This is a genomic window from Streptomyces sp. NRRL S-1022, assembly GCF_000720135.1.
Lineage (GTDB): Bacteria > Actinomycetota > Actinomycetes > Streptomycetales > Streptomycetaceae > Streptomyces.
Window position 1 is genome coordinate 282,991 of the sequence record NZ_JOIU01000008.1, and the last position, 18,771, is coordinate 301,761.

Genomic DNA, 18,771 nt, shown 5'->3' on the forward strand with positions numbered 1-18,771 from the left:
CCTCAGGCCCGCGGGTACCTCGCCAGCCAACCCGGTGACGAACCGGCCGGGCCGTGCAGTGCCGGGCCCTGGGTCATCTCCATGGCGAAGTCGTCGGCCAGTTCCAGGATCGTGGGGCGGCCCTCCAGTTCGGCCAGCCAGGCCGGCGGGAGGGCCGTTTCGCCGTGCAGGGCGCCGAGGAGGCCGCCGGTGAGGGCGCCCGCGGCGGCGGAGGGGCCGCTCTGGTTCACCGCCAGGCACAGCCCGTGCCGTACGTCCTCCCCGACCAGCGCGCAGTACACGGACGCGGCCAGCAGCCCGTCCGCCGTGCCGTCGCCGGCCAGCTCCTCCACCCGCGCCGGGGTGGGCATGCCCTGGCGTACGGCGCCGAGGGCGTGCTGGAGGGCGTCGGAGACGGGCTGGTGGCCGGGGCGGACCGCGAGCAGGGCGAGGGCCCGCTGCACGGCGCCGTCGAGACTGTCGCCGCGGGCCAGGGCGTGCACGACGACGGCGTACGCGCCCGCCGACAGGTAGGCGATGGGGTGGCCGTGGGTCTGGGCCGCGCACTCCACGGCCAGCTGGACGACCAGTTGGGGCTCCCAGCCGACGAGCAGGCCGAAGGGTGCCGAGCGGGCGACCGCCTCCGGGCCCAGCTCCCCCGGGTTCTTCGGGGACTCCAGCGTGCCCATCGTCTCGTCGCCGAAGCCGATGAGCAGCGCGCGGGTCGGGTCCCGGCGGGCGTACAGCCACTCCTCGCGGGCCAGCCAGCCGTCGTCCTTGCGGCGCTCGTCGGGGCCCCAGTCCCGCTGGGTGGCCGCCCAGCGCAGGTAGGCCCGGTGCAGATCGGTCGGCGGGTGCCAGGCGCCGGTGTCCCGGCGCACCTGGGCGCGTATCAGCCCGTCCACGGTGAACAGGGTCAGCTGGGTGTGGTGGGTGACCGTGCCGCGCCGCCCGTGCCCGAAGGCCAGGTCGAGCAGCCCCTCGCCGCCGTACGCGGCCCGGATCTCCTCCAGGGACAGCGGGTCGGCCGGCCCGCCCAGGGCGTCGCCGACGGCGGCCCCGAGCAGGGTGCCGCGCACCCGGCTGCGGAAGTCCTGCTGCTCGGCACGGCCCCAGACGGCACCGGATGTCACGCCCACCAGACCTCCCCGCGGCACCGTCCGCCTGTACGACGCCCAGCACTGTAATCGACCGGGAACGGTCCGTTCAGTCGTGCCCTGCCGGATTCTGGCTCAATGCCCGTGGGAGAAGCCGGTGTTGATCGGGGAGAATCCAGCCATGACCACCACCCCCACCCACCCCACCGGGCTCAGGCTCGCCGCCGGAGTGCTCACCGGCATACTCGCCCTCTACATCGCCCTGGTCGCGCTCGGGAACATCACCGACTTCGGGACCAACCAGCAGTTCGTCCGGCACGTGCTGGCGATGGACACGACGTTCAAGGACGACGACCTGATGTGGCGGGCCGTGACCAGTACCACCCTGGAGGACACGGCGTACGTCCTCATCATCGTCTGGGAGACCGTGGCGGCCGCGGTGCTGGTGTGGGGGACGTTCCTCTGGGCGCGGGGCCGGGACGACCTCGCCCGGCGCTGGTCGACGTACGGGCTGCTGATGCTGCTGCTGCTCTTCGGTGCCGGGTTCATCGCGATCGGCGGCGAGTGGTTCGCGATGTGGCAGTCGAAGACGTGGAACGGGCTGGACGCGGCGACCCGGGTGTTCCTGCTGAGCGGGGTCGCCCTGATCGTCAACCTGCTGCCGTCCGGCCGGTACGGGCGCGGCGGCGAGGGGATCGGCTAGCCGACGACCGCGACCCGGGTGCCCTGGTCGCCGAAGGCCCACAGCGCGGCCCCGTCCTCCTTGTGCAGGCGGATGCCGCCCAGTTTCTGGCCGTTCGCGGGCGGGGGCGAGGCGCCGTCCAGGGCGTTGGAGAAGGCCACGTTCACGCCGTCCACCTTGGTGAAGTACATGACGTGTTCGATCTCCACGCCGTCCGAGCCCTTGAGCGACTGGGTGCGCAGGGTGACCGAGTAGCGGCCGGGCCGCGGGCTCACCGTGCCCGGCCAGACCGTGAACGTGCGGGTCGCCCGGCCGGTCGCGTCGACCAGCCAGACCCGCTTCTCGGCGAGCGAGTACACGATCCGCCGGCCCTCGCCGGACCCGTCCGGCAGGGCGGGCGCCGACGGGGCCCGCGGGCTCAGCGTCGCGTGCGGGCTCGCGGACGCCGACGCGCCGGGCCTGGCCACGGCGGCCGTGGGATGCGGCGCGTGGTTCGCCTGTACGGCGAGGACGACGACGACCGCGGTCGCCCCCGCCGTCAGACCGGTGACCCAGGCCCACGAGGGCAGTCGGGCAGCCACGGGACGCATCTCCTCCGGTACGGGTCCCCCTTCTCGGCACAGGGGTCGGATCATCGTACTCAGTTCGCGGAGACGGTTCGGTCCGGGGAGAGGGCTCAGTCCAGGACCGGCAGCAGTTCCGGCAGGTGACCGTCGGACGCCTCGGCCGCCCGCCGCCGCTCCTCGGGGACCTCGCCGTACAGCGTGGTGCGCGGCTTCGCGGGCCGGCCGGCCGCCTCCGCCACCGCGATCAGGTCGCGGACCGACTTGTACGAGCCGTAGGAGGACCCCGCCATGCGGGAGATCGTCTCCTCCATGAGCGTCCCGCCCAGGTCGTTGGCGCCGGAGCGGAGCATCTCCGCCGCCCCCTCGGTGCCCAGTTTGACCCAGCTCGTCTGGATGTTGGGGATCCAGGGGTGCAGGAGCAGGCGGGCCATCGCCGTGACCGCCCGGTTGTCCCGCATCGTCGGGCCGGGGCGCGCGATGCCGGCCAGGTACACCGGCGCGTTCGTGTGGATGAACGGCAGCGTCACGAACTCGGTGAAGCCGCCCGTCTCCCGCTGGATCCGGGCCAGCGTGCGCAGGTGGCCGAGCCAGTGCCGGGGCTGGTCCACGTGCCCGTACATCATCGTGGACGACGAGCGGATGCCCAGCTCGTGCGCGGTCGTGACCACCTCGATCCAGGTGGCCGCGGGCAGCTTGCCCTTGGTCAGCACCCAGCGGACCTCGTCGTCGAGGATCTCCGCCGCCGTACCGGGGACGGAGTCCAGGCCCGCCTCCTTGGCGGCGGAGAGCCACTCGCGGACGGACATGCCGGTCCGGGTCGCGCCGTTCACCACCTCCATCGGGGAGAAGGCGTGCACGTGCATGCCCGGGACGCGCTCCTTCACCGCCTTCGCGATGTCGAAGTACGCCGTCCCCGGCAGGTCCGGGTGGATGCCGCCCTGCATGCACACCTCGACCGCGCCCACGTCCCACGCCTGCTGCGCGCGGTCCGCCACCTGCTCCAGCGAGAGCGTGTACGCGTCGGCGTCCGTGCGGCGCTGCGCGAAGGCGCAGAACCGGCAGCCGGTGTAGCAGACGTTGGTGAAGTTGATATTCCGGGTGACGATGTACGTCACGTCGTCACCGACCGCCGACCTGCGCACGTCGTCCGCGACCCGGCACAGCGCGTCCAGCGCCGGCCCGTCCGCGTGCAGCAGGGCGAGGGCCTCGGCGTCGGTCAGCCGGGTCGGGTCGTCGGCGGCCGCGCGCAGCGCCTCGCGGACGTCGGCGTCGATGCGCTCCGGCACCATCCCGGGGGCCGCCGCCTCGCGCAGCGCGTCCCAGTCGCCGTACACCTCGTCGAAGTCGGCGCGCCGGTCGCCCGTGCGGCCCTCGGTGTCGACGGCGGTGTGCAGGTCGGTGCGGCCGGTGGCGGTGAACACCTCCTCCGGCTCCTGCCAGGGCAGGCCCGCCACGACCGCGTCCGCACGGGCGAGGCCGGTCTCCGGGTCGGCCAGGGCCGACACGTGCGGGCGCAGCCGCGGGTCCAGCCAGGGCTCGCCCCGGCGCACGAACTCCGGGTATACGCAGAGGCGTTCGCGCAGCTCGAAACCGGCCGCGCGGGACCGCTCGGTGAGTTCCTCGATCTGCGGCCAGGGGCGCTCGGGGTTGACGTGGTCGATGGTCAGCGGGGAGACCCCGCCCCAGTCGTCGATGCCGGCGCCGATCAGCCGCTCGTACTCGGCGTCGACCAGGTTCGGCGGGGCCTGGAGGCAGGCCCCCGGGCCCATGATGTGCCGGGCGACGGCCACCGTGGCGACCAAGTCGTCCAGTTCGGCGTCCGGCATGCCGCGCATCGCCGTGTCCGGCTTGGCGCGGAAGTTCTGGATGATCAGCTCCTGGATGCCGTGGTAGGCCCGGGAGATCTTCCGGAGCGCGAACAGCGACTCCGCGCGCTCCTCGTACGTCTCGCCGATGCCGATGAGCAGGCCGGAGGTGAACGGCACGGAGGAGCGGCCGGCGTCCTCCAGCACCCGCAGCCGGACGGCCGGCTCCTTGTCCGGGGAGCCGTGGTGCGGGCCGCCCGGCTCCGACCACAGCCGCTCCGCGGTCGTCTCCAGCATCATGCCCATGCTCGGCGCGACCGGCTTCAGCCGCTGGAAGTCCGTCCACGTCATGACACCCGGGTTGAGGTGGGGCAGCAGGCCCGTCTCCTCCAGGATGCGGATGGAGATCGCGCGGACGTAGGCGATGGTGTCGTCGTAGCCGTGCGCGTCGAGCCACTCGCGCGCTTCCGGCCAGCGGTCCTCCGGCTTGTCGCCGAGGGTGATGAGGGCTTCCTTGCAGCCGAGGGCGGCACCCTTGCGGGCGATGTCCAGCACCTCGTCGGGGGACATGAACATCCCGTGCCCGGCGCGCCGCAGCTTGCCGGGCACGGTGGCGAAGGTGCAGTAGTGGCACTTGTCCCGGCACAGCCGGGTCAGCGGGACGAAGACGCTCTTCGAGTACGTGATGACGCCGGGCCTGCCCGCCGCCTCCAGGCCCGCGTCCCGCACCCGGGCGGCGGAGGCGGCGAGGTCGGTCAGGTCCTCACCGCGCGCCTGGAGCAGCACCGCCGCCTCGGTGACGTCTAGGGCGACGCCGTCCCGGGCGCGTTTGAGCGCGCGACGCATGGAGTTCTCGGTCGGTCCGGTTCCGGAGGTCGCGGAAGTCGTCATTCCTTGAGCATACGTTCGCGTTGATCACGCTTGCGCCGTACCGCCGGGCAGCAGGGCGGTGTAGTCGTCGAGGGCGCGCAGCACCTCCGTACCGCCGGCCGGCGGCAGCTGCACCACGACCTCCTCGATGCCGAGTTCGGCGTAGTGGGCGAGCTTTCCGGGGGTGGGCCGGACCGCGTACGGGACGACCTGGAGGGCGGCCGGGTCGCGGCCCGCGTCCGCCCACACCGCACGCAGCGCGGGCAGCGCCTCGGTGAGCCCACGGCCGCCGATCGGCAGCCAGCCGTCGGCGAACTCGGCGATGTGCGCGAACAGCCCGGGCCCCGCCGCCCCGCCGACGAGCGTGCGGGGGCCGACGATCCGGCCGCGCGGTTTCTGCACGGGCTTGGGATGGGCGAGGCTGGCCCGGACGCCGCCGAAGCGCCCCGTGTACTCCGTCGGCTCCTCGCTCCACAGCGCGCGCATCAGCGCCATCCGGTCCCGGACCAGTTCCCGCCGGGTCCGCCAGGTCACGCCGTGGTCGGCGGCCTCCTCCACGTTCCAGCCGTAACCGACGCCGAGCGTGAACCGGCCGCCGGAGAGGTGGTCCAGCGTGGCGATCCGCTTGGCCAGGTCGATGGGGTCGTGCTGGGCGACCAGGGTGATCCCGGTGCCGAGCGCCAGCCGCTCGGTCACGGCGGCGGCCTGGGCCAGGGCGACGAAGGGGTCGAGGGTGCGGCCGTACTCGGGGGGCAGGTCGCCGCCGGCGGGGTAGGGGGTCGCGCGGTCCACCGGGATGTGCGTGTGTTCCGGGAGGTAGAGGCCGTGGAAGCCGCGTTGTTCCAGTTCACGGGCCAGGTGGGTGGGGGTGGTCGTCTCGTCGGTCAGGAAGATCGTGACGGAGATGCGCATGGGCCATCGTACCGACTGGTTGGTCGCCCGCCAGGGGGCGTGCGCGGGTCCGTCGTGGCTTGTCCCGCCGTTCCCCGCGCCCCTCGGTGGCGCCTACCGTGGCCCGTGTGACGACCTTGCGCGGCACCTTCGCACCGGGCTCCCCGGACTTCGCGTACCTCCCTTTCGACGTTCCGCACGGAATCGCCGAACTGCGGGTCTCCTACACCTACGACAGACCCTCCGTCCCGCCCGGCACCCCGGGCAACGCCCTCGACATCGGGCTCTTCGACCCGCGCGGCACCGAGCCGGGCGGGCGGGGGTTCCGCGGGTGGTCGGGGGGCGCGAGGAGCGAGTTCTTCGTGCGGGGCGACGAGGCCACGCCGGGCTATCTGCCGGGGCCGCTGACGCCCGGCACCTGGTACATCGCCCTCGGCCCCTACACCGTGGCACCGCAGGGGCTGTCGTACGAGGTGACCGTCACGCTGACCCGGGGGCCGGCCGGGGAGACGCCCCGGGCGGTGTATCCGCCGGACCGGGCCTCCGGGCGCGGCCGGGACTGGTACCGGGGCGACTGCCACCTGCACTCCTGGCACTCCGACGGGCGCCGCACCCCGGCGCAGATCGCGGCGCTGGCCCGGGCGGCCGGGCTGGACTTCGTCAACAGCTCCGACCACAACACGAACGCCTCGCACGCCCACTGGGCCGACGCGGCCGGTGACGACCTGCTGGTGCTGCTCGGCGAGGAGATCACCACCCGCAACGGGCACGTCCTGGCGCTCGGCACCGCGCCGGGCACCTTCGTCGACTGGCGCTACCGGGCCCGGGACGGCCGCTGGGCCCACTTCGCCCGGGAGATCCGCCGGGCCGGCGGCCTGGTCGTACCGGCCCATCCGCACGCCGACTGCGTGGGCTGCGGCTGGCGGTTCGGGTTCGCGGAGGCGGACGCCGTGGAGGTGTGGAACGGAGCCTGGACGCCGGACGACGAGATGGCCCTGGCGGCCTGGGACGCCCGGCTGGCCGCGGCGGTGCGGGACGGGCGGGGGTGGCTGCCCGCGATGGGCGACAGCGACGCCCACCGGGATCCGGACGTGGTCGGACTGCCCCAGACCGTCGTCCTCGCCGACGCCCTGACCAGGGAGGCGATCCAGGAGGGGCTGCGCGCCGGACGGTCGTACGTGGCCGAGTCGCGACAGGTGTCGCTGGCGTTCACCGTGACCGCCGACGGGGGTGAACGGGCCGGCATCGGGGAGCGGTTGGCGGCCGGGCCGGACACCCCGGTGACGGTCCGGCTGGAGGCGTCCGGTGTGCCGCGCTGCTCGGTCCGGTTCGTCACCGACCAGGGCGTGCTGTTCACCGGCGGTCCGCTGCCGGTGTCCGGAGCGGGGACCGTGGAGTGGCGGACGAGCCCGGCCCGCGCCGCCTACGTCCGGGCCGAGGTACGGCACGAGACGGCGCTGGGACCGGTGCCGGGGGCGATGGCCGCGTTCACCAACCCGGTGTTCCTGGGGCGGGCTGGCGACGGGCGGTCCGCGCAGGAGGCATGATGGCCTCGGCACCGGGAGGGACGACATGTCAGGCAGCAGCGACCGCAAGCAGCGCATCATGACCCGCTTCCAGCGCCACCTCGCCAATCCGGTCAACCGGCGCCTGCCGTTCCAGACCCTCCTGGAGACGACCGGCCGCACCTCCGGCCTGCCCCGGACGACCCCGGTGGGCGGACGCCGGGTCGGCGACTCCTTCTGGCTCGTCTCGGAGTTCGGCTACCGGTCGCAGTACGTCCGCAACATCCAGGCCGACCCACGGGTGCGGGTCCGCATCGCGGGGCGCTGGCACCGCGGCACCGCCCGCCTCCTGCCCGACGACGACCCCGTGGCCCGCCTGCGCGGCCTGCCCCGGTTCAACAGCATGGCGGTACGGGCATTCGGCACCGGCCTGCTGACGGTGCGCGTCGACCTGGAGGAGTGACGGTTCACCCCGGCCACACGATCGACTGCACCTCGCTGTAGGCGTGCAGGGCGTACACCCCGACGTCCCGGCCGACCCCGCTCCTGCGGAACCCGCCGAACGGGGCCTCCATGTTGCGGCCGACCGTGTTGACGCCGACGCCCCCGGCCCGCAGCCGCCGCGCCACCCGGAAGGCCCGGGCGACGTCGCCGGACCAGACGTAGTCGACGAGCCCGTACTCGCAGTCGCCGGCGAGGGCCACCGCCTCGTCCTCCTCTTCGAACGGGATCACCGTCACCACGGGCCCGAAGATCTCCTCCCGGGCCACCCGCATGTCGTTCGTACCGTCGGCGAGCAGGGTGGGCGCGACGAAGAACCCCCGCTCCAGCGGCGGCCGGCCACCGCCCGTCACGACCACCGCGCCCTCCTTGCGCCCGAGTTCGACATACGACTCCACGCGCGCCCGGTGCTCGGCGGAGATCACCGGCCCCACCACCGTGTCCGGCTCCCGCGGGTCCCCCACCTTCAGCCGGCGCGCGTACCGGGCGAGTTGCTCGACCAGTCGCTCGTACACCCCGCGCTGGGCCAGCACCCGGGTCGGTGCCGTGCAGATCTGCCCGCTGTAGAAGGAGAAGGTGGTGCCGATGCCCGCGACGGCCGAGTCCAGGTCGGCGTCGTCGAAGACGAGCGCGGCCCCCTTGCCGCCCAGCTCCATCAGCTGGCGTTTCATGTCCCGCCCGCACACCTCGGCGATGCGCCGCCCGACCGCCGTGGACCCGGTGAAGCTCACCATGTCGACGTCACCGGAGGCGACCACGGCCTCGCCCACCGCGACATCCCGCCCGGAGACGACGTTCACCACGCCCGGCGGCACCCCGGCCGCCTGAAGCGCCTCGGCCATCCGGTACACGGACAGCGGATCCTGCGGGGCGGGCTTCACCACCACCGTGTTGCCCATGGCCAGCGCAGGCGCGATCTTGCCGGCCGGGTTGGCCCACGGATTGTTGTACGAGGTCACGCAGGTGACGACCCCGACGGGCTGCCGTACCGCCAGCGCCCCCAGCACGGCGGCCCGGCCCATCGGGCCGGCCTCGCTGACCTGCGGGGCGATCGCCCACTCGGCGGGCTCCACGCGCGCGTACCGGCGGAAGCGGGCCGCGGCCACCCCGACCTGCATCGCGCGGGCCGTCCCGGTGGTCGCGCCGGTCTCGGCCCGGGCCAGGTCGGCGTACGGCACCAGCCGCTCCCGGATGATCCCCGCGGCCCGCCCGAGCACCGCCGCCCGCTCCTCGGGCAGGGTCCGCGACCACGTCCCGAACGCCTCCCGGGCCGCCGCGCAGGCCGCCCGGGCCTGCTCCGGCGAGGCCTCCGGCGCCCAGCCGACGGTCTCCTCGGTGGCCGGGTCGGTCACCGGGTAGTGCCCGCCGTCCGGCGCCACCCACCGTCCGCCGACGAACAGCGGCTGCCCCTCGCTCACCGGGTGCCCACCGTCCGCGTGTCCCGCCCGGACCGCAGCACCCTGCCCGGTACGGCCCCGGTCACCACGTCGTCGCGGATCGCCGCCACCCCGTTGACCCACACGGCCCGCACCCCGAGCGCCCGGGAGTCCAGCCGGGGACTGTCCCCCGGCAGGTCGTGCACCAGCCGGGCCGGGCCGGCGTCGATCCGCTCCGGGTCGAACAGCACCAGGTCGGCGTGCCAGCCCTCCTGCACCCGTCCGCGCTCCCGCAGCCCGAACAGCCGCGCCGGGTCGTCGGTCAGCATCCGCACCGCCTGCTCCAGGCCGACCAGTTGCCGGCCGCGCAGACAGTCCCCGAGGAACCGGGTGGTGTACGGCGCCCCGCACATCCGGTCCAGGTGGGCGCCCGCGTCCGAGCCGCCGAGCAGGACGTCCTCGTGCTGCCAGGTCTCGGCGCGCAGCGCCCAGGAGGCCGGGTCGTTGTCGCTCGGCATGGGCCACAGCACGGTCCGCAGGCCGTCCTGGGCGCAGATCTCCACCAGGCAGGCGAACGGGTCCTGCCCGCGCTCCGCGGCGATGTCCCGCACGACCCGCCCGGTCAGGCCCCGGTTGGCCGCGCTGTAGGTGTCCCCGATGACGTACCGGCCGAAGTCCGTGAGCCGCCGGAAGACACCGGCCTCCTTCGACCGGGCCCGGCGCAGCAGTTCCTCCCGGACGGCCGGGTCCCGCAGGCGGGCGATGCGCTCGGGCACGGGCAGCCCCAGGACCGGCCCCCAGCCCGGGATGAGGTTGAGGGCGCAGAAGGTGCCCAGCGACATGTTCATCGGGGTCAGGATCGGCATGGTGAGCGCGACCACCCGGCCGCCGGCCTTCCGGGCCCGCTCGCTCGCGCTCAGCTGCCTCGGCACGCGGTCCGGCACGGCCGCGTCGATGGTGAGCACGTTCCAGTTCAGCGGCCGGCCGGCCGCCGCGCTCATCTCCACCAGCAGGTCGATCTCGTCGTCGTCGAACCGGTCCAGGCAGCCGGCGACGATCGCCTCGATCTGGGTGCCCTCGTGCTCGCCGACGGCGCGGGAGAGGGCCAGCAGCTCGGCCGGCCCCGCGTGCCGGGAGGCGACCGGCTGCCCGTCGCCGTCGGAGTGCGTACCGGACTGGGTGGTGGACAGCCCCCAGGCACCGGCGTCCATGGCCTCGTGCAACAGCCGGACCATCGCGTCGAGCTGTCCGGCCGTCGGCTGGCCGCCGATCGCCTCCGGTCCCATCACGTACCGCCGCAGCGCGCAGTGCCCCACCATGAACCCGGCGTTCACGGCGATCCGCCCCTCCAGGGCGTCCAGGTACTCCCCGAAGGCGTGCCAGGTCCAGGGCGCCCCCTCCTCCAGCGCCACCAGGGACATCCCCTCCACCTTGGACATCATCCGCCGGGTGTAGTCGGCGTCCTCGGGGCGGTCCGGGTGCAGCGGGGCCAGGGTGAACCCGCAGTTCCCGGCGGCCACGGTGGTCACCCCGTGGCCGAGGGAGGGCGTGGCGTACGGGTCCCAGAAGAGCTGGGCGTCGTAGTGGGTGTGCGGATCGACGAAGCCGGGGGTGAGGACCAGCCCGGTGGCGTCCTCGGTGGTGCGGGCCGCGTCCGTGATCCTTCCGACGGCGGCGATACGGCCGTCACGGATGCCGACGTCGGCGGTGCGGGCGGGCGCACCGGTGCCGTCCACGACGGTGGCGCCCTTGACGAGGTGGTCCAGCATGCCGGGCCCCCCTTACACAGCCTGCCGGAACCGGGTGGTCCGGTGCACCGGGTCCGTGTCGATCTTCGGGATCACGTGCTCGCCGATGAGCCGGATCGTCCGCAGCGTCTCCTCCTTCGGCACCCCCACCGGCAGCCCGAAGCTCAGCTGGTCGGCCCCGGCCTGCTCCCACCGCTTGCACTGGCGCAGCACCTCGTCCGGGTCCCCGCAGATCAGCAGCTCCTCCTCGATCAGCAGCTCCACGAACTCGGGGGTGTACGGGGGCAGCGTCTCGGGCCACACCGGGAAGCCCTCGGGGCGCGGGAAGGTGTCGTGGTACCGGAAGACGAGGGAGGGCAGGTAGTGCAGGCCGCCGCGCACGGCGGTCTCGATCGCCTCCGCGTGGGTGGGCGCGCAGATGGCGGTCGTCGTGACCATCACGTTGTCGTTGACGAAGTCCCCCACCGGCTCCGCGTCCACGATCGCCGTCTTGTACTGCTCCAGCACCCATTCCATGTCGGAGACCTTCTGGATGCTGAAGCCGAGCACGCCGAGGCCCTTCTTCGCGGCCATGGCGTACGACGGCGGGGACCCGGCCGCGTACCACATCGCCGGGTGCGAGGCGCCGTACGGCTTCGGCAGGACCTTGCGCGGCGGCAGCTGCCAGTGCTTGCCCTGGAAGCCGGCGTACTCGTCCTGGAGCCACATCTTGGGGAACTCGGCGATGGTCTCCTCCCAGATCTCCTTCGTGAAGTTCATGTCGGTGACTCCCGGTATGAACCCGAGGATCTCGTGCGAGCCGGCGCCGCGTCCGCTGCCGAACTCGAAGCGGCCCTCGCTGAGGTGGTCGAGCATGGCGACCTTCTCGGCGACCTTCACCGGGTGGTTGACCTGGGCGAGCGGGTTGAAGATCCCGGAGCCGAGGTGGATGCGCTCGGTGGCGTGCGCCAGATAGCCCAGGAACACGTCGTTGGCGGACAGGTGCGAGTACTCCTCCAGGAAGTGGTGCTCGGAGGCCCAGGCGTACTTGAAGCCTGACTTGTCCGCCTGGATGACGTACTCGGTCTCCTCCATCAGCGCCTTGTGCTCGGCCAGCGGGTCGGTCTCGGCGCGCTTGCCCACGTATCCCTGTACGAAGAGCCCGAATTCCACGGCGGTTCACCGTCCTCACCGTATCTGACGATCCGTCAGTTGTGTGTGTCGGCCGACTGTCGCACCGGCCGCCGCGACCGTCAATAGCCGACGGACCGTCAGATGACGCCGACGCCCGCCAGCCAGCCGCCGTCGATCACGAACGGCTGCCCGGTGATGTACGAGGAGTCGTCCGAGGTGAGGAAGAGGGCGAGCCGCGCCACCTCCTCCGGCCGGCCGATCCGGCCGAGCGGCACGAGCCTGCGGTACAGCTCGTCCAGGGCCCGGCTCATCTCCTCGGGGTCGGCGTCCGGGTCCAGCCGGGCCGGGTTCGCCATCGCGGTGTCGACGGCGCCCGGACAGATGGCGTTGACCCGGATCCGCCGGCCCGCCAGCTCCAGCGCGGCCACCCGGGTCAGCCCGAGCACCGCGTGCTTGGTGGCGGCGTACGTGCCCACCGCCGCCATGCCGGTCAGGGCCGTGTAGGAGGCGGTGTTCACGATCGTGCCCCCGTCGGCCATCTCCGGTGCCACCGCCTTCATCCCCAGGAAGCAGCCGACCTGGTTGACCTGCACGACCTGCATGAACTCGTCCAGCGGGGTGTCCACCAGGGCGTTGAAGCGCAGGATGCCCGCGTTGTTGACCAGCCCGTCGATCCGCCCGTACGCCTCCTTGACGGCCCCGACGGCCTCCCGCCAGCCGTCCTCCGTGCCCACGTCCAGGTGGACGTACAGCGCCCCTATCTCCTTGGCGAGCGCCTCCCCGCGGTCGTCCAGCACATCGGTGACGGCCACCCGCGCGCCCTCCGCCCGGAACAGCCGCGCCTCCTGCTCGCCCTGACCGCGCGCCGCCCCGGTGACGAGGACGACCCGCCCGTCCAGCTTGCCCATACCGTCTCCTCAGTCCAGCCGGGGCGCGACCTCCGCCCCGAAACAGCGGATCTGCTCGATGAGTTCGGCCCGGCTCCGGCTGCGGAACCGCACCTGGATCTGGTCCACGCCCATCGCGCGGTACGCCCGCAGCGACGCGGCGATCTCCTCCGGTGCCCCGGCGAGCGTGCGCCGCCCCACGTCCCAGCCGGGCCGGCCGACGTACAGCGGTTCGGTGAGGGCGCCGACGGTGTACGGCCCGGCGAGCCCGGCCTCCTCGCGCAGCCGCCGGATCCGGGCGATCCGCCCCGGCAGCCGGTCGCGCGGGTCCCCCTGCGGGAGCCAGCCGTCGCCCTTCAGCGCGGCCCGGCGGACGGCGGCCGGCGAGGAGCCGCCGACCCAGAACGGCACGTGCGGCTGGGCGGGCCGGGGCCGCTGCCCCAGGCCGGCGAAGTCGTAGTGCTTTCCGTGGTGCTCGGGGAACTCGTCGGGCCCCAGGGCGGCGCGCAGCGCGTCCATCGCCTCGTCCAGCACGGCCCCGCGCCGCTCGAAGTCCACCCGGAGGGCCTCGAACTCCTCCCGTACGTGCCCGGCCCCGACCCCGAGGAGCAGCCGCCCGCCGGAGAGGTGGTCGAGGGTGGCGTACTGCTTGGCGGTCAGGAGCGGGTGCCGGAGCCCGACGACGGCCACGTGGCTGAGCAGCCGCACCCGCTCGGTGACGGCGGCGAGGTGGGCGAGGGTGGCCACGGGGTCGTACCAGACGGTGCTCATGGCCGGGGCGAGGCGGCGCGGGACGGCCACGTGGTCGCAGCAGGCGACGTACGCGAACCCCGCCGCGTCGGCCGCCCGCGCCACGGCGACCAGGTCCTGCGGCCCGGCCGCGGTCTCCCACGGCTCGGTGTAGAGGGTGCTCTGCGACTGCACGGGCAGCTGGATGCCGTACGCCAGGGCACTCACCCCCGCCACAGCCCCTCCGGGGTGAGCCCGAGCAGCTCGATGGCGTTGCCCCGGACGATCCGCTCGACCACGCCGGCCGGCAGATGTCCCATCTGGGCCTCGCCGACCTCGCGGGACTTCGGCCAGGTCGAGTCGGAGTGCGGGTAGTCCGTCTCGTACAGGACGTTGCCGACCCCGATGGCGTCGAGGTTCCTCAGCCCGAACGCGTCGTCGAAGAAGCAGCCGAACACGTGCCCGGCGAACAGCTCGGACGGCGGCCGGCGCACCTTGTCGGCGACCCCGCCCCACCCGCGGTTCTCCTCCCAGACCACGTCGGCGCGCTCAAGGATGTACGGGATCCAGCCGATCTGCCCCTCCGCGTACATGACCCGGAGGTTCGGGAAGCGCTCGAACTTGCCGCTCATCAGCCAGTCGACCATCGAGAAGCAGCAGTTGGCGAAGGTGATCGTGGACCCGACGGCGGGCGGCGCGTCGGCGGAGGTGGACGGCATCCGGCTCGACGAGCCGATGTGCATGGCGACGACGGTGCCGGTCTCGTCGCAGGCGGCGAGGAAGGGGTCCCAGTCGTCGGTGTGCACGGACGGCAGGCCCAGGTGCGGGGGTATCTCGGAGAAGGCGACGGCCCGGACGCCCCGTGCGGCGTTGCGCCGCACCTCCCGCGCGGCCAGTTCCGCGTCCCACAGGGGGACGAGCGTGAGCGGCACCAGCCGCCCGTGCGCCCCGGGCCCGCACCACTCCTCCACCATCCAGTCGTTGTAGGCGCGCACGCACAGCAGGGCCAGCTCCTTGTCGGCGGCCTCGGTGAAGGTCTGCCCGCAGAAGCGGGGGAAGGTGGGGAAGCAGACGGCGGACTGCACGTGGTTGACGTCCATGTCGGCGAGCCGGGCGGGCACGTCGTACGATCCCGGCCGCATCTGCTCGTACGTGATCACCTCCAGCCTGACCTCGTCCCTGGCGCACCCGACGGCGGTGTCCAGGCGGGTGAGCGGCCGGTGCAGGTCCTCGTACACCCACCAGTCGCCGAGCGGCCCCTCGTCGGAGCCCGGGGTGCCCATGACGGGCTTGAACCGCCCGCCCAGGAAGCTCATCTCCTTCAGCGGGGCGCGCACGATCCGGGGGCCGGCCTCCCGGTACTTCCTCGGCAGGCGGTCCTGCCACACGCCGGCGGGCTCGACGGTGTGGTCGTCGACGGAGATGATCAGCGGGAACTGTGTGGTCTCCATAGCGTGCACCGTAGCGCCGATCTGACGGTCCGTCAGCTATCGGTGTCCGGCGGCCGGCATGCGGAGAGGTTGTGAGGGCTTCGTGCACCCAGGTGCGGCCCTCTGTGATCGGCGTCTCCCACGGCTGACGCAACCGCCCGTTACAAGGCAAACTGACGGGGTTGTTCGTGATGCCGAGGGGGGCGAACGCATGGACGGTGGGCCGCGAGTACCCGAGCAGCGGCGTGCCGGGTCCGGTCCCGTCGCGGAGCCCGGCCCGCTGCGCTTCGGCGTGCTCGGACCGGTGCGGGCCTGGCGCGGCGAGGAGGCGCTCCCCACGGGCTCCCCGCAGCAGCGCGCCCTGCTGGCCGCACTGCTGCTGCGGGAGGGCCGTACGGCCACGGCGGCCGAGCTGATCGACGCGCTGTGGGGATCCGAACCGCCGTCCCAGGCCCTCGCGGCGGTCCGCACCTACGCCTCCCGGCTCCGCAAGATCCTCGACCCCGGCGTCCTGGCCAGCGAGTCCGGCGGCTACGCCGTCCGCGGCTTGGGCGAGGGCGCCCTGGACCTGGCGGTCGCGCAGGACCTGGCGGCCGAGGCGGAGAAGTCCCGCGGGACCGGTGACCTGGGCCGGGCCCGTGGCCTGCTGAACCAGGCCCTGGCGCGCTGGGACGGCGAGACCCTGGCCGGCGTCCCCGGCCCCTACGCCGAGGCCCAGCGGGCCCGCCTGGAGGAGTGGCGCCTCGGCCTGCTGGAGACCCGCCTGGACCTGGATCTGGAACAGGGCGGCCACGCCGAGGCGGTCTCCGAGCTGACCGCCCTGACGGCGGCGCACCCCCTCCGGGAACGGCTCCGCGAACTGCTGATGCTGGCCCTGTACCGCAGCGGCCGCCAGGCGGAGGCCCTGGCGGTGTACGCCGACACGCGCCGCCTGCTCGCCGAGGAACTGGGCGTGGACCCGCGCCCCGGCCTGAGCGAGCTCCAGCAGCGCATCCTCCAGGCGGACCCGGCCCTGGCGGAACCCCCGGCCCCGGCGACGGAGCCCACCGCGAACCCGGTCCGCCCGGCACAGCTGCCCGCCTCCGTCCCCGACTTCACCGGCCGCTCCTCCTTCGTGTCGGAACTGAGCGAGGTGCTGTCCTCGGCGTCCGAGGCGGAGGGCCGGGTGATGGCGGTCTCGGCCCTGGCCGGCATCGGCGGCGTGGGCAAGACCACCCTGGCGGTGCACGTCGCCCACCGGGCGCGGGGCGCGTTCCCGGACGGCCAGCTGTACGTCGACCTCCAGGGCACCGGCCCCCGCCCGGCGGAACCGGAGACCGTCCTGGGCTCCTTCCTGCGAGCCCTGGGCACGCCGGACACGGCCATCCCCGACTCCCTGGAGGAACGCTCGGCCCTCTACCGCTCGGTGCTGGACGGCCGCCGGGTCCTGCTCCTGCTGGACAACGCGAAGGACGCGGCCCAGGTACGGCCGCTGCTGCCCGGCACGGAGGGCTGCGCCGCCCTCGTCACCTCCCGCGTCCGCATGCTCGACCTCGCCGGCGCCCACCTGGTCGACCTCGACGTCATGTCCCCGGACGAGGCCCTGTCCCTGTTCACCAGGATCGTGGGCGAGGAACGGGTGGCGGCGGAACGCGAGGCGGCCCTGGACGTGGTGGCCGCCTGCGGCTTCCTCCCCCTGGCCATCCGCATCGCGGCGTCCCGCCTGGCGGCGCGCCGCACCTGGACGGTCTCGGTCCTGGCGGCCAAGCTGGCCGACGAACGCCGCCGCCTGGACGAACTCCAGGCCGGCGACCTGGCGGTCAAGGCCACCTTCGAACTGGGCTACGGCCAGCTGGAACCCGCCCAGGCCCGCGCCTTCCGCCTCCTCGGCCTGGCCGACGGCCCCGACATCTCCCTGGCCGCCGCGGCAGCGGTCCTGGACCTCCCCCCGGAGGACACCGAGGACCTGCTGGAGTCCCTGGTCGACACGTCGCTGCTCGAATCGGCGGCCCCCGGCCGCTACCGCTTCCACGACCTGGTCCGCCTGTACGCCCGAGCCTGCGCGGAGAGGGACGAGTGGCCGCCGAGCGACCGGGAGGCGGCGATGTCGCGGTTGCTGGACTTCTATCTGGCTACGGCGGCGCGGGTTTATGCCATTGAGCGACCGGGTGACCGGACTGTCGCCCACTTGACGCCGACGTCGTACAAGGGCCTTTCCTTCACCGCACGGCCCGAGGCGCTCGACTGGCTCTTCGCGGAGGCACAGTGCCTGTTGGCTTGTGCGAGTCAGCAAAGCACCGGAAGCGGGCTCGGCCGAGCCGTCGATCTGTTGTGGGCCGCCAAGGACCTGGCGGAATCGGGAGCGAACGCCAAGCAGTACGAAATCGCGGCCAGGACTCTGCGGGACGCCGCGCAGAAGGACGCCGACGTACGTGCCGAAAGCCGGGCCAGAACGGCCCTTTCCAACGTCCACCTGGCAGCCGGACGGTACTCCGAGGCTGACGAGGAGGCTCGGCACGCCGTCGCGCTCGCCTCCGCGGCGGGAGATGCGGCCCCCATCAGCTGGGCCTCCACCGACCGGGGGATCATCGCGCTCAGTCAGGGCCGCTACGAAGAAGCCGAGAAGTTCCTCACCACCGCCAAGAACGGTTACCGAGCCGACGGCAACCGGCCCGGTGAGGCCAACTCGCTATGCAACCTGTCGCGGCTCTACGAGCGCATGAACCGCACCTCCGAGGCCGTGAGCCTGGCCCAGCAGGGTGTCGACATCTTTCAGCAACTCGGCATGACCCTGCGCCTCGCCAACGGCCGTTATGCGCTGGGGGTCGCACTGATCCGGGCCGGCCGGCATGCCGAGGGACTGGAACAACTGTCGGAAGCGCTGGTCATGTTCGGCACCAACAGGCAGCGGCTGTGGGAAGGAACGACGCACTTCCGTATCGCACAGTTGCATCTGACTGCCGACCGCCCGGCTCAGGCGGCGCAGCACGCCGAACAGGCTCTGGCCATCGGTTTCATCGGCGGTGATCTGATTCGCGGAGGCGTGTTGAGCACGCTCGGCAAGAGCCTTCACGCTCTGGGCCAGTCGGACAGGGCACGGACCTGCTGGCAGGAGGCCCTCCTCCTACTGGAACAATCGGGGGCGCCGGAGGCCGCCGAGGTGCGAGGACTGCTGGCGCCGCTGGAGGCTCCCTGAGCCGGCTGTCGTCGACGTTCATCGAACGTTTATGACGACCTGGCAGTGTCGATGCAACGGCCCATCGCGTCGGGGGACGACCGGGTCGGACCGAGCCCACCGGGGGGAGGGCTCCAACCGAGTGCTTCTGTCCGGCGATACTCGGGGGAATCGCCGGACAGAGGCGCCTGACTCACGTGATCACCACTCCCAGGGGGAGCCTGAACATGAGCAACACCGAGAAGCAGACGACGGACGTCACCACGATGGAGAACCACGCTCCCGTTCCGCCGGCTCTCCAGGAGGACCCGAAGCCGAGCACCCAGAAGCCCGCACCGTCGGCCGACGAGCAGATCACCACCCTGGAGAACCACGCGCCCGTCCCGCCGGCCCTGGACCTGGGCAACAAGTAAGCCACCGCCCCGACGGGGGATCGGC

Annotated in this window: 15 protein-coding genes; 5 read left to right on the plus strand and 10 right to left on the minus strand. The window is 73.2% G+C overall.

Features of this window, described 5'->3' with window-relative positions:
• Positions 1 to 2: 2 nt before the first annotated feature.
• Positions 3 to 1,118 (minus strand): ADP-ribosylglycohydrolase family protein, encoded by a 1,116-nt coding sequence (locus IG05_RS0111795; RefSeq protein WP_030341737.1) that lies wholly within the window; start codon positions 1,116 to 1,118, stop codon positions 3 to 5.
• A gap of 139 nt (positions 1,119 to 1,257) precedes the next feature.
• On the opposite strand from IG05_RS0111795, the gene IG05_RS0111800 reads away from it, so the two are divergent.
• Positions 1,258 to 1,779: a DUF2165 domain-containing protein gene (locus IG05_RS0111800; protein WP_030341738.1), complete on the plus strand. Its 522-nt coding sequence runs from the start codon at positions 1,258 to 1,260 to the stop codon at positions 1,777 to 1,779.
• Here IG05_RS0111800 and IG05_RS0111805 read toward each other — a convergent pair.
• The 3 genes from IG05_RS0111805 to IG05_RS0111815 all read right to left on the minus strand — a co-directional run bounded on the left by IG05_RS0111805 (position 1,776) and on the right by IG05_RS0111815 (position 5,911).
• The gene (locus tag IG05_RS0111805; RefSeq protein WP_030341740.1) at positions 1,776 to 2,348 is read right to left on the minus strand and encodes a hypothetical protein; all 573 of its coding nucleotides are present in this window, start codon (positions 2,346 to 2,348) and stop codon (positions 1,776 to 1,778) included. The genes IG05_RS0111800 and IG05_RS0111805 overlap by 4 nt on opposite strands.
• An 86-nt stretch (positions 2,349 to 2,434) precedes the next feature.
• The gene (locus IG05_RS0111810) at positions 2,435 to 5,020 is read right to left on the minus strand and encodes a bifunctional FO biosynthesis protein CofGH (protein WP_030341742.1); all 2,586 of its coding nucleotides are present in this window, start codon (positions 5,018 to 5,020) and stop codon (positions 2,435 to 2,437) included.
• 24 nt (positions 5,021 to 5,044) lie between these two features.
• Positions 5,045 to 5,911 carry an LLM class F420-dependent oxidoreductase gene (locus tag IG05_RS0111815; protein WP_030341744.1) on the minus strand — a complete coding sequence of 289 codons (867 nt, stop codon included), beginning with the start codon at positions 5,909 to 5,911 and terminating at the stop codon, positions 5,045 to 5,047.
• Positions 5,912 to 6,018: 107 nt separating this feature from the next.
• Between IG05_RS0111815 and IG05_RS0111820 the strand changes: the two genes are divergently transcribed.
• Entirely contained in the window at positions 6,019 to 7,437 is a 1,419-nt protein-coding gene (locus IG05_RS0111820; RefSeq protein WP_030341746.1) for a CehA/McbA family metallohydrolase, read from the plus strand.
• Between the two features lie 25 nt (positions 7,438 to 7,462).
• Positions 7,463 to 7,858 (plus strand): nitroreductase/quinone reductase family protein, encoded by a 396-nt coding sequence (locus IG05_RS0111825; protein WP_030341748.1) that lies wholly within the window; start codon positions 7,463 to 7,465, stop codon positions 7,856 to 7,858.
• A 4-nt stretch (positions 7,859 to 7,862) separates the two neighbouring features.
• Here the strand turns inward: IG05_RS0111825 and IG05_RS0111830 are convergent, their stop codons facing one another.
• The 6 genes from IG05_RS0111830 to IG05_RS0111855 form a co-directional block, all read right to left on the minus strand.
• Positions 7,863 to 9,314, minus strand: coding sequence for an aldehyde dehydrogenase family protein (locus tag IG05_RS0111830; protein ID WP_030341750.1), 1,452 nt, complete (start codon positions 9,312 to 9,314; stop codon positions 7,863 to 7,865).
• Positions 9,311 to 11,041, minus strand: a complete 1,731-nt coding sequence (locus tag IG05_RS0111835) for an N-acyl-D-amino-acid deacylase family protein (RefSeq protein ID WP_030341751.1) — start codon at positions 11,039 to 11,041, stop codon at positions 9,311 to 9,313. The genes IG05_RS0111830 and IG05_RS0111835 overlap by 4 nt, the downstream gene beginning before the upstream one ends.
• Before the next feature lie 12 nt (positions 11,042 to 11,053).
• Complete coding sequence (locus tag IG05_RS0111840) at positions 11,054 to 12,172, minus strand: LLM class flavin-dependent oxidoreductase (RefSeq protein ID WP_030341753.1); 1,119 nt, start codon at positions 12,170 to 12,172, stop codon at positions 11,054 to 11,056.
• Positions 12,173 to 12,270: 98 nt separating this feature from the next.
• Entirely contained in the window at positions 12,271 to 13,041 is a 771-nt protein-coding gene (locus tag IG05_RS0111845) for an SDR family NAD(P)-dependent oxidoreductase (RefSeq protein ID WP_030341755.1), read from the minus strand.
• Between the two features lie 9 nt (positions 13,042 to 13,050).
• Positions 13,051 to 13,968 (minus strand): TIGR03619 family F420-dependent LLM class oxidoreductase, encoded by a 918-nt coding sequence (locus tag IG05_RS0111850; protein ID WP_030341756.1) that lies wholly within the window; start codon positions 13,966 to 13,968, stop codon positions 13,051 to 13,053.
• A 5-nt stretch (positions 13,969 to 13,973) separates the two neighbouring features.
• Entirely contained in the window at positions 13,974 to 15,200 is a 1,227-nt protein-coding gene (locus IG05_RS0111855; RefSeq protein ID WP_030341758.1) for an amidohydrolase family protein, read from the minus strand.
• Positions 15,201 to 15,390: 190 nt separating this feature from the next.
• Between IG05_RS0111855 and IG05_RS0111860 the strand changes: the two genes are divergently transcribed.
• Both IG05_RS0111860 and IG05_RS0111865 read left to right on the plus strand, forming a co-directional pair.
• Positions 15,391 to 18,354, plus strand: a complete 2,964-nt coding sequence (locus tag IG05_RS0111860; protein WP_030341760.1) for an AfsR/SARP family transcriptional regulator — start codon at positions 15,391 to 15,393, stop codon at positions 18,352 to 18,354.
• Between the two features lie 206 nt (positions 18,355 to 18,560).
• Positions 18,561 to 18,746, plus strand: a complete 186-nt coding sequence (locus IG05_RS0111865) for a hypothetical protein (protein ID WP_030341762.1) — start codon at positions 18,561 to 18,563, stop codon at positions 18,744 to 18,746.
• The last annotated feature ends 25 nt before the right edge of the window (positions 18,747 to 18,771 follow it).

Excerpts from the sequence above, each read along its gene's own strand:
- IG05_RS0111800 (WP_030341738.1), top strand. The coding sequence starts at position 1,258 with ATGACCACCACCCCCACCCACCCCACCGGGCTCAGGCTCGCCGCCGGA.
- IG05_RS0111805 (WP_030341740.1), bottom strand. The coding sequence starts at position 2,348 with ATGCGTCCCGTGGCTGCCCGACTGCCCTCGTGGGCCTGGGTCACCGGT.
- IG05_RS0111810 (WP_030341742.1), bottom strand. The coding sequence starts at position 5,020 with ATGACGACTTCCGCGACCTCCGGAACCGGACCGACCGAGAACTCCATG.
- IG05_RS0111815 (WP_030341744.1), bottom strand. The coding sequence starts at position 5,911 with ATGCGCATCTCCGTCACGATCTTCCTGACCGACGAGACGACCACCCCC.
- IG05_RS0111825 (WP_030341748.1), top strand. The coding sequence starts at position 7,463 with ATGTCAGGCAGCAGCGACCGCAAGCAGCGCATCATGACCCGCTTCCAG.
- IG05_RS0111835 (WP_030341751.1), bottom strand. The coding sequence starts at position 11,041 with ATGCTGGACCACCTCGTCAAGGGCGCCACCGTCGTGGACGGCACCGGT.
- IG05_RS0111845 (WP_030341755.1), bottom strand. The coding sequence starts at position 13,041 with ATGGGCAAGCTGGACGGGCGGGTCGTCCTCGTCACCGGGGCGGCGCGC.
- IG05_RS0111855 (WP_030341758.1), bottom strand. The coding sequence starts at position 15,200 with ATGGAGACCACACAGTTCCCGCTGATCATCTCCGTCGACGACCACACC.
- IG05_RS0111860 (WP_030341760.1), top strand. The coding sequence starts at position 15,391 with ATGGACGGTGGGCCGCGAGTACCCGAGCAGCGGCGTGCCGGGTCCGGT.
- IG05_RS0111865 (WP_030341762.1), top strand. The coding sequence starts at position 18,561 with ATGAGCAACACCGAGAAGCAGACGACGGACGTCACCACGATGGAGAAC.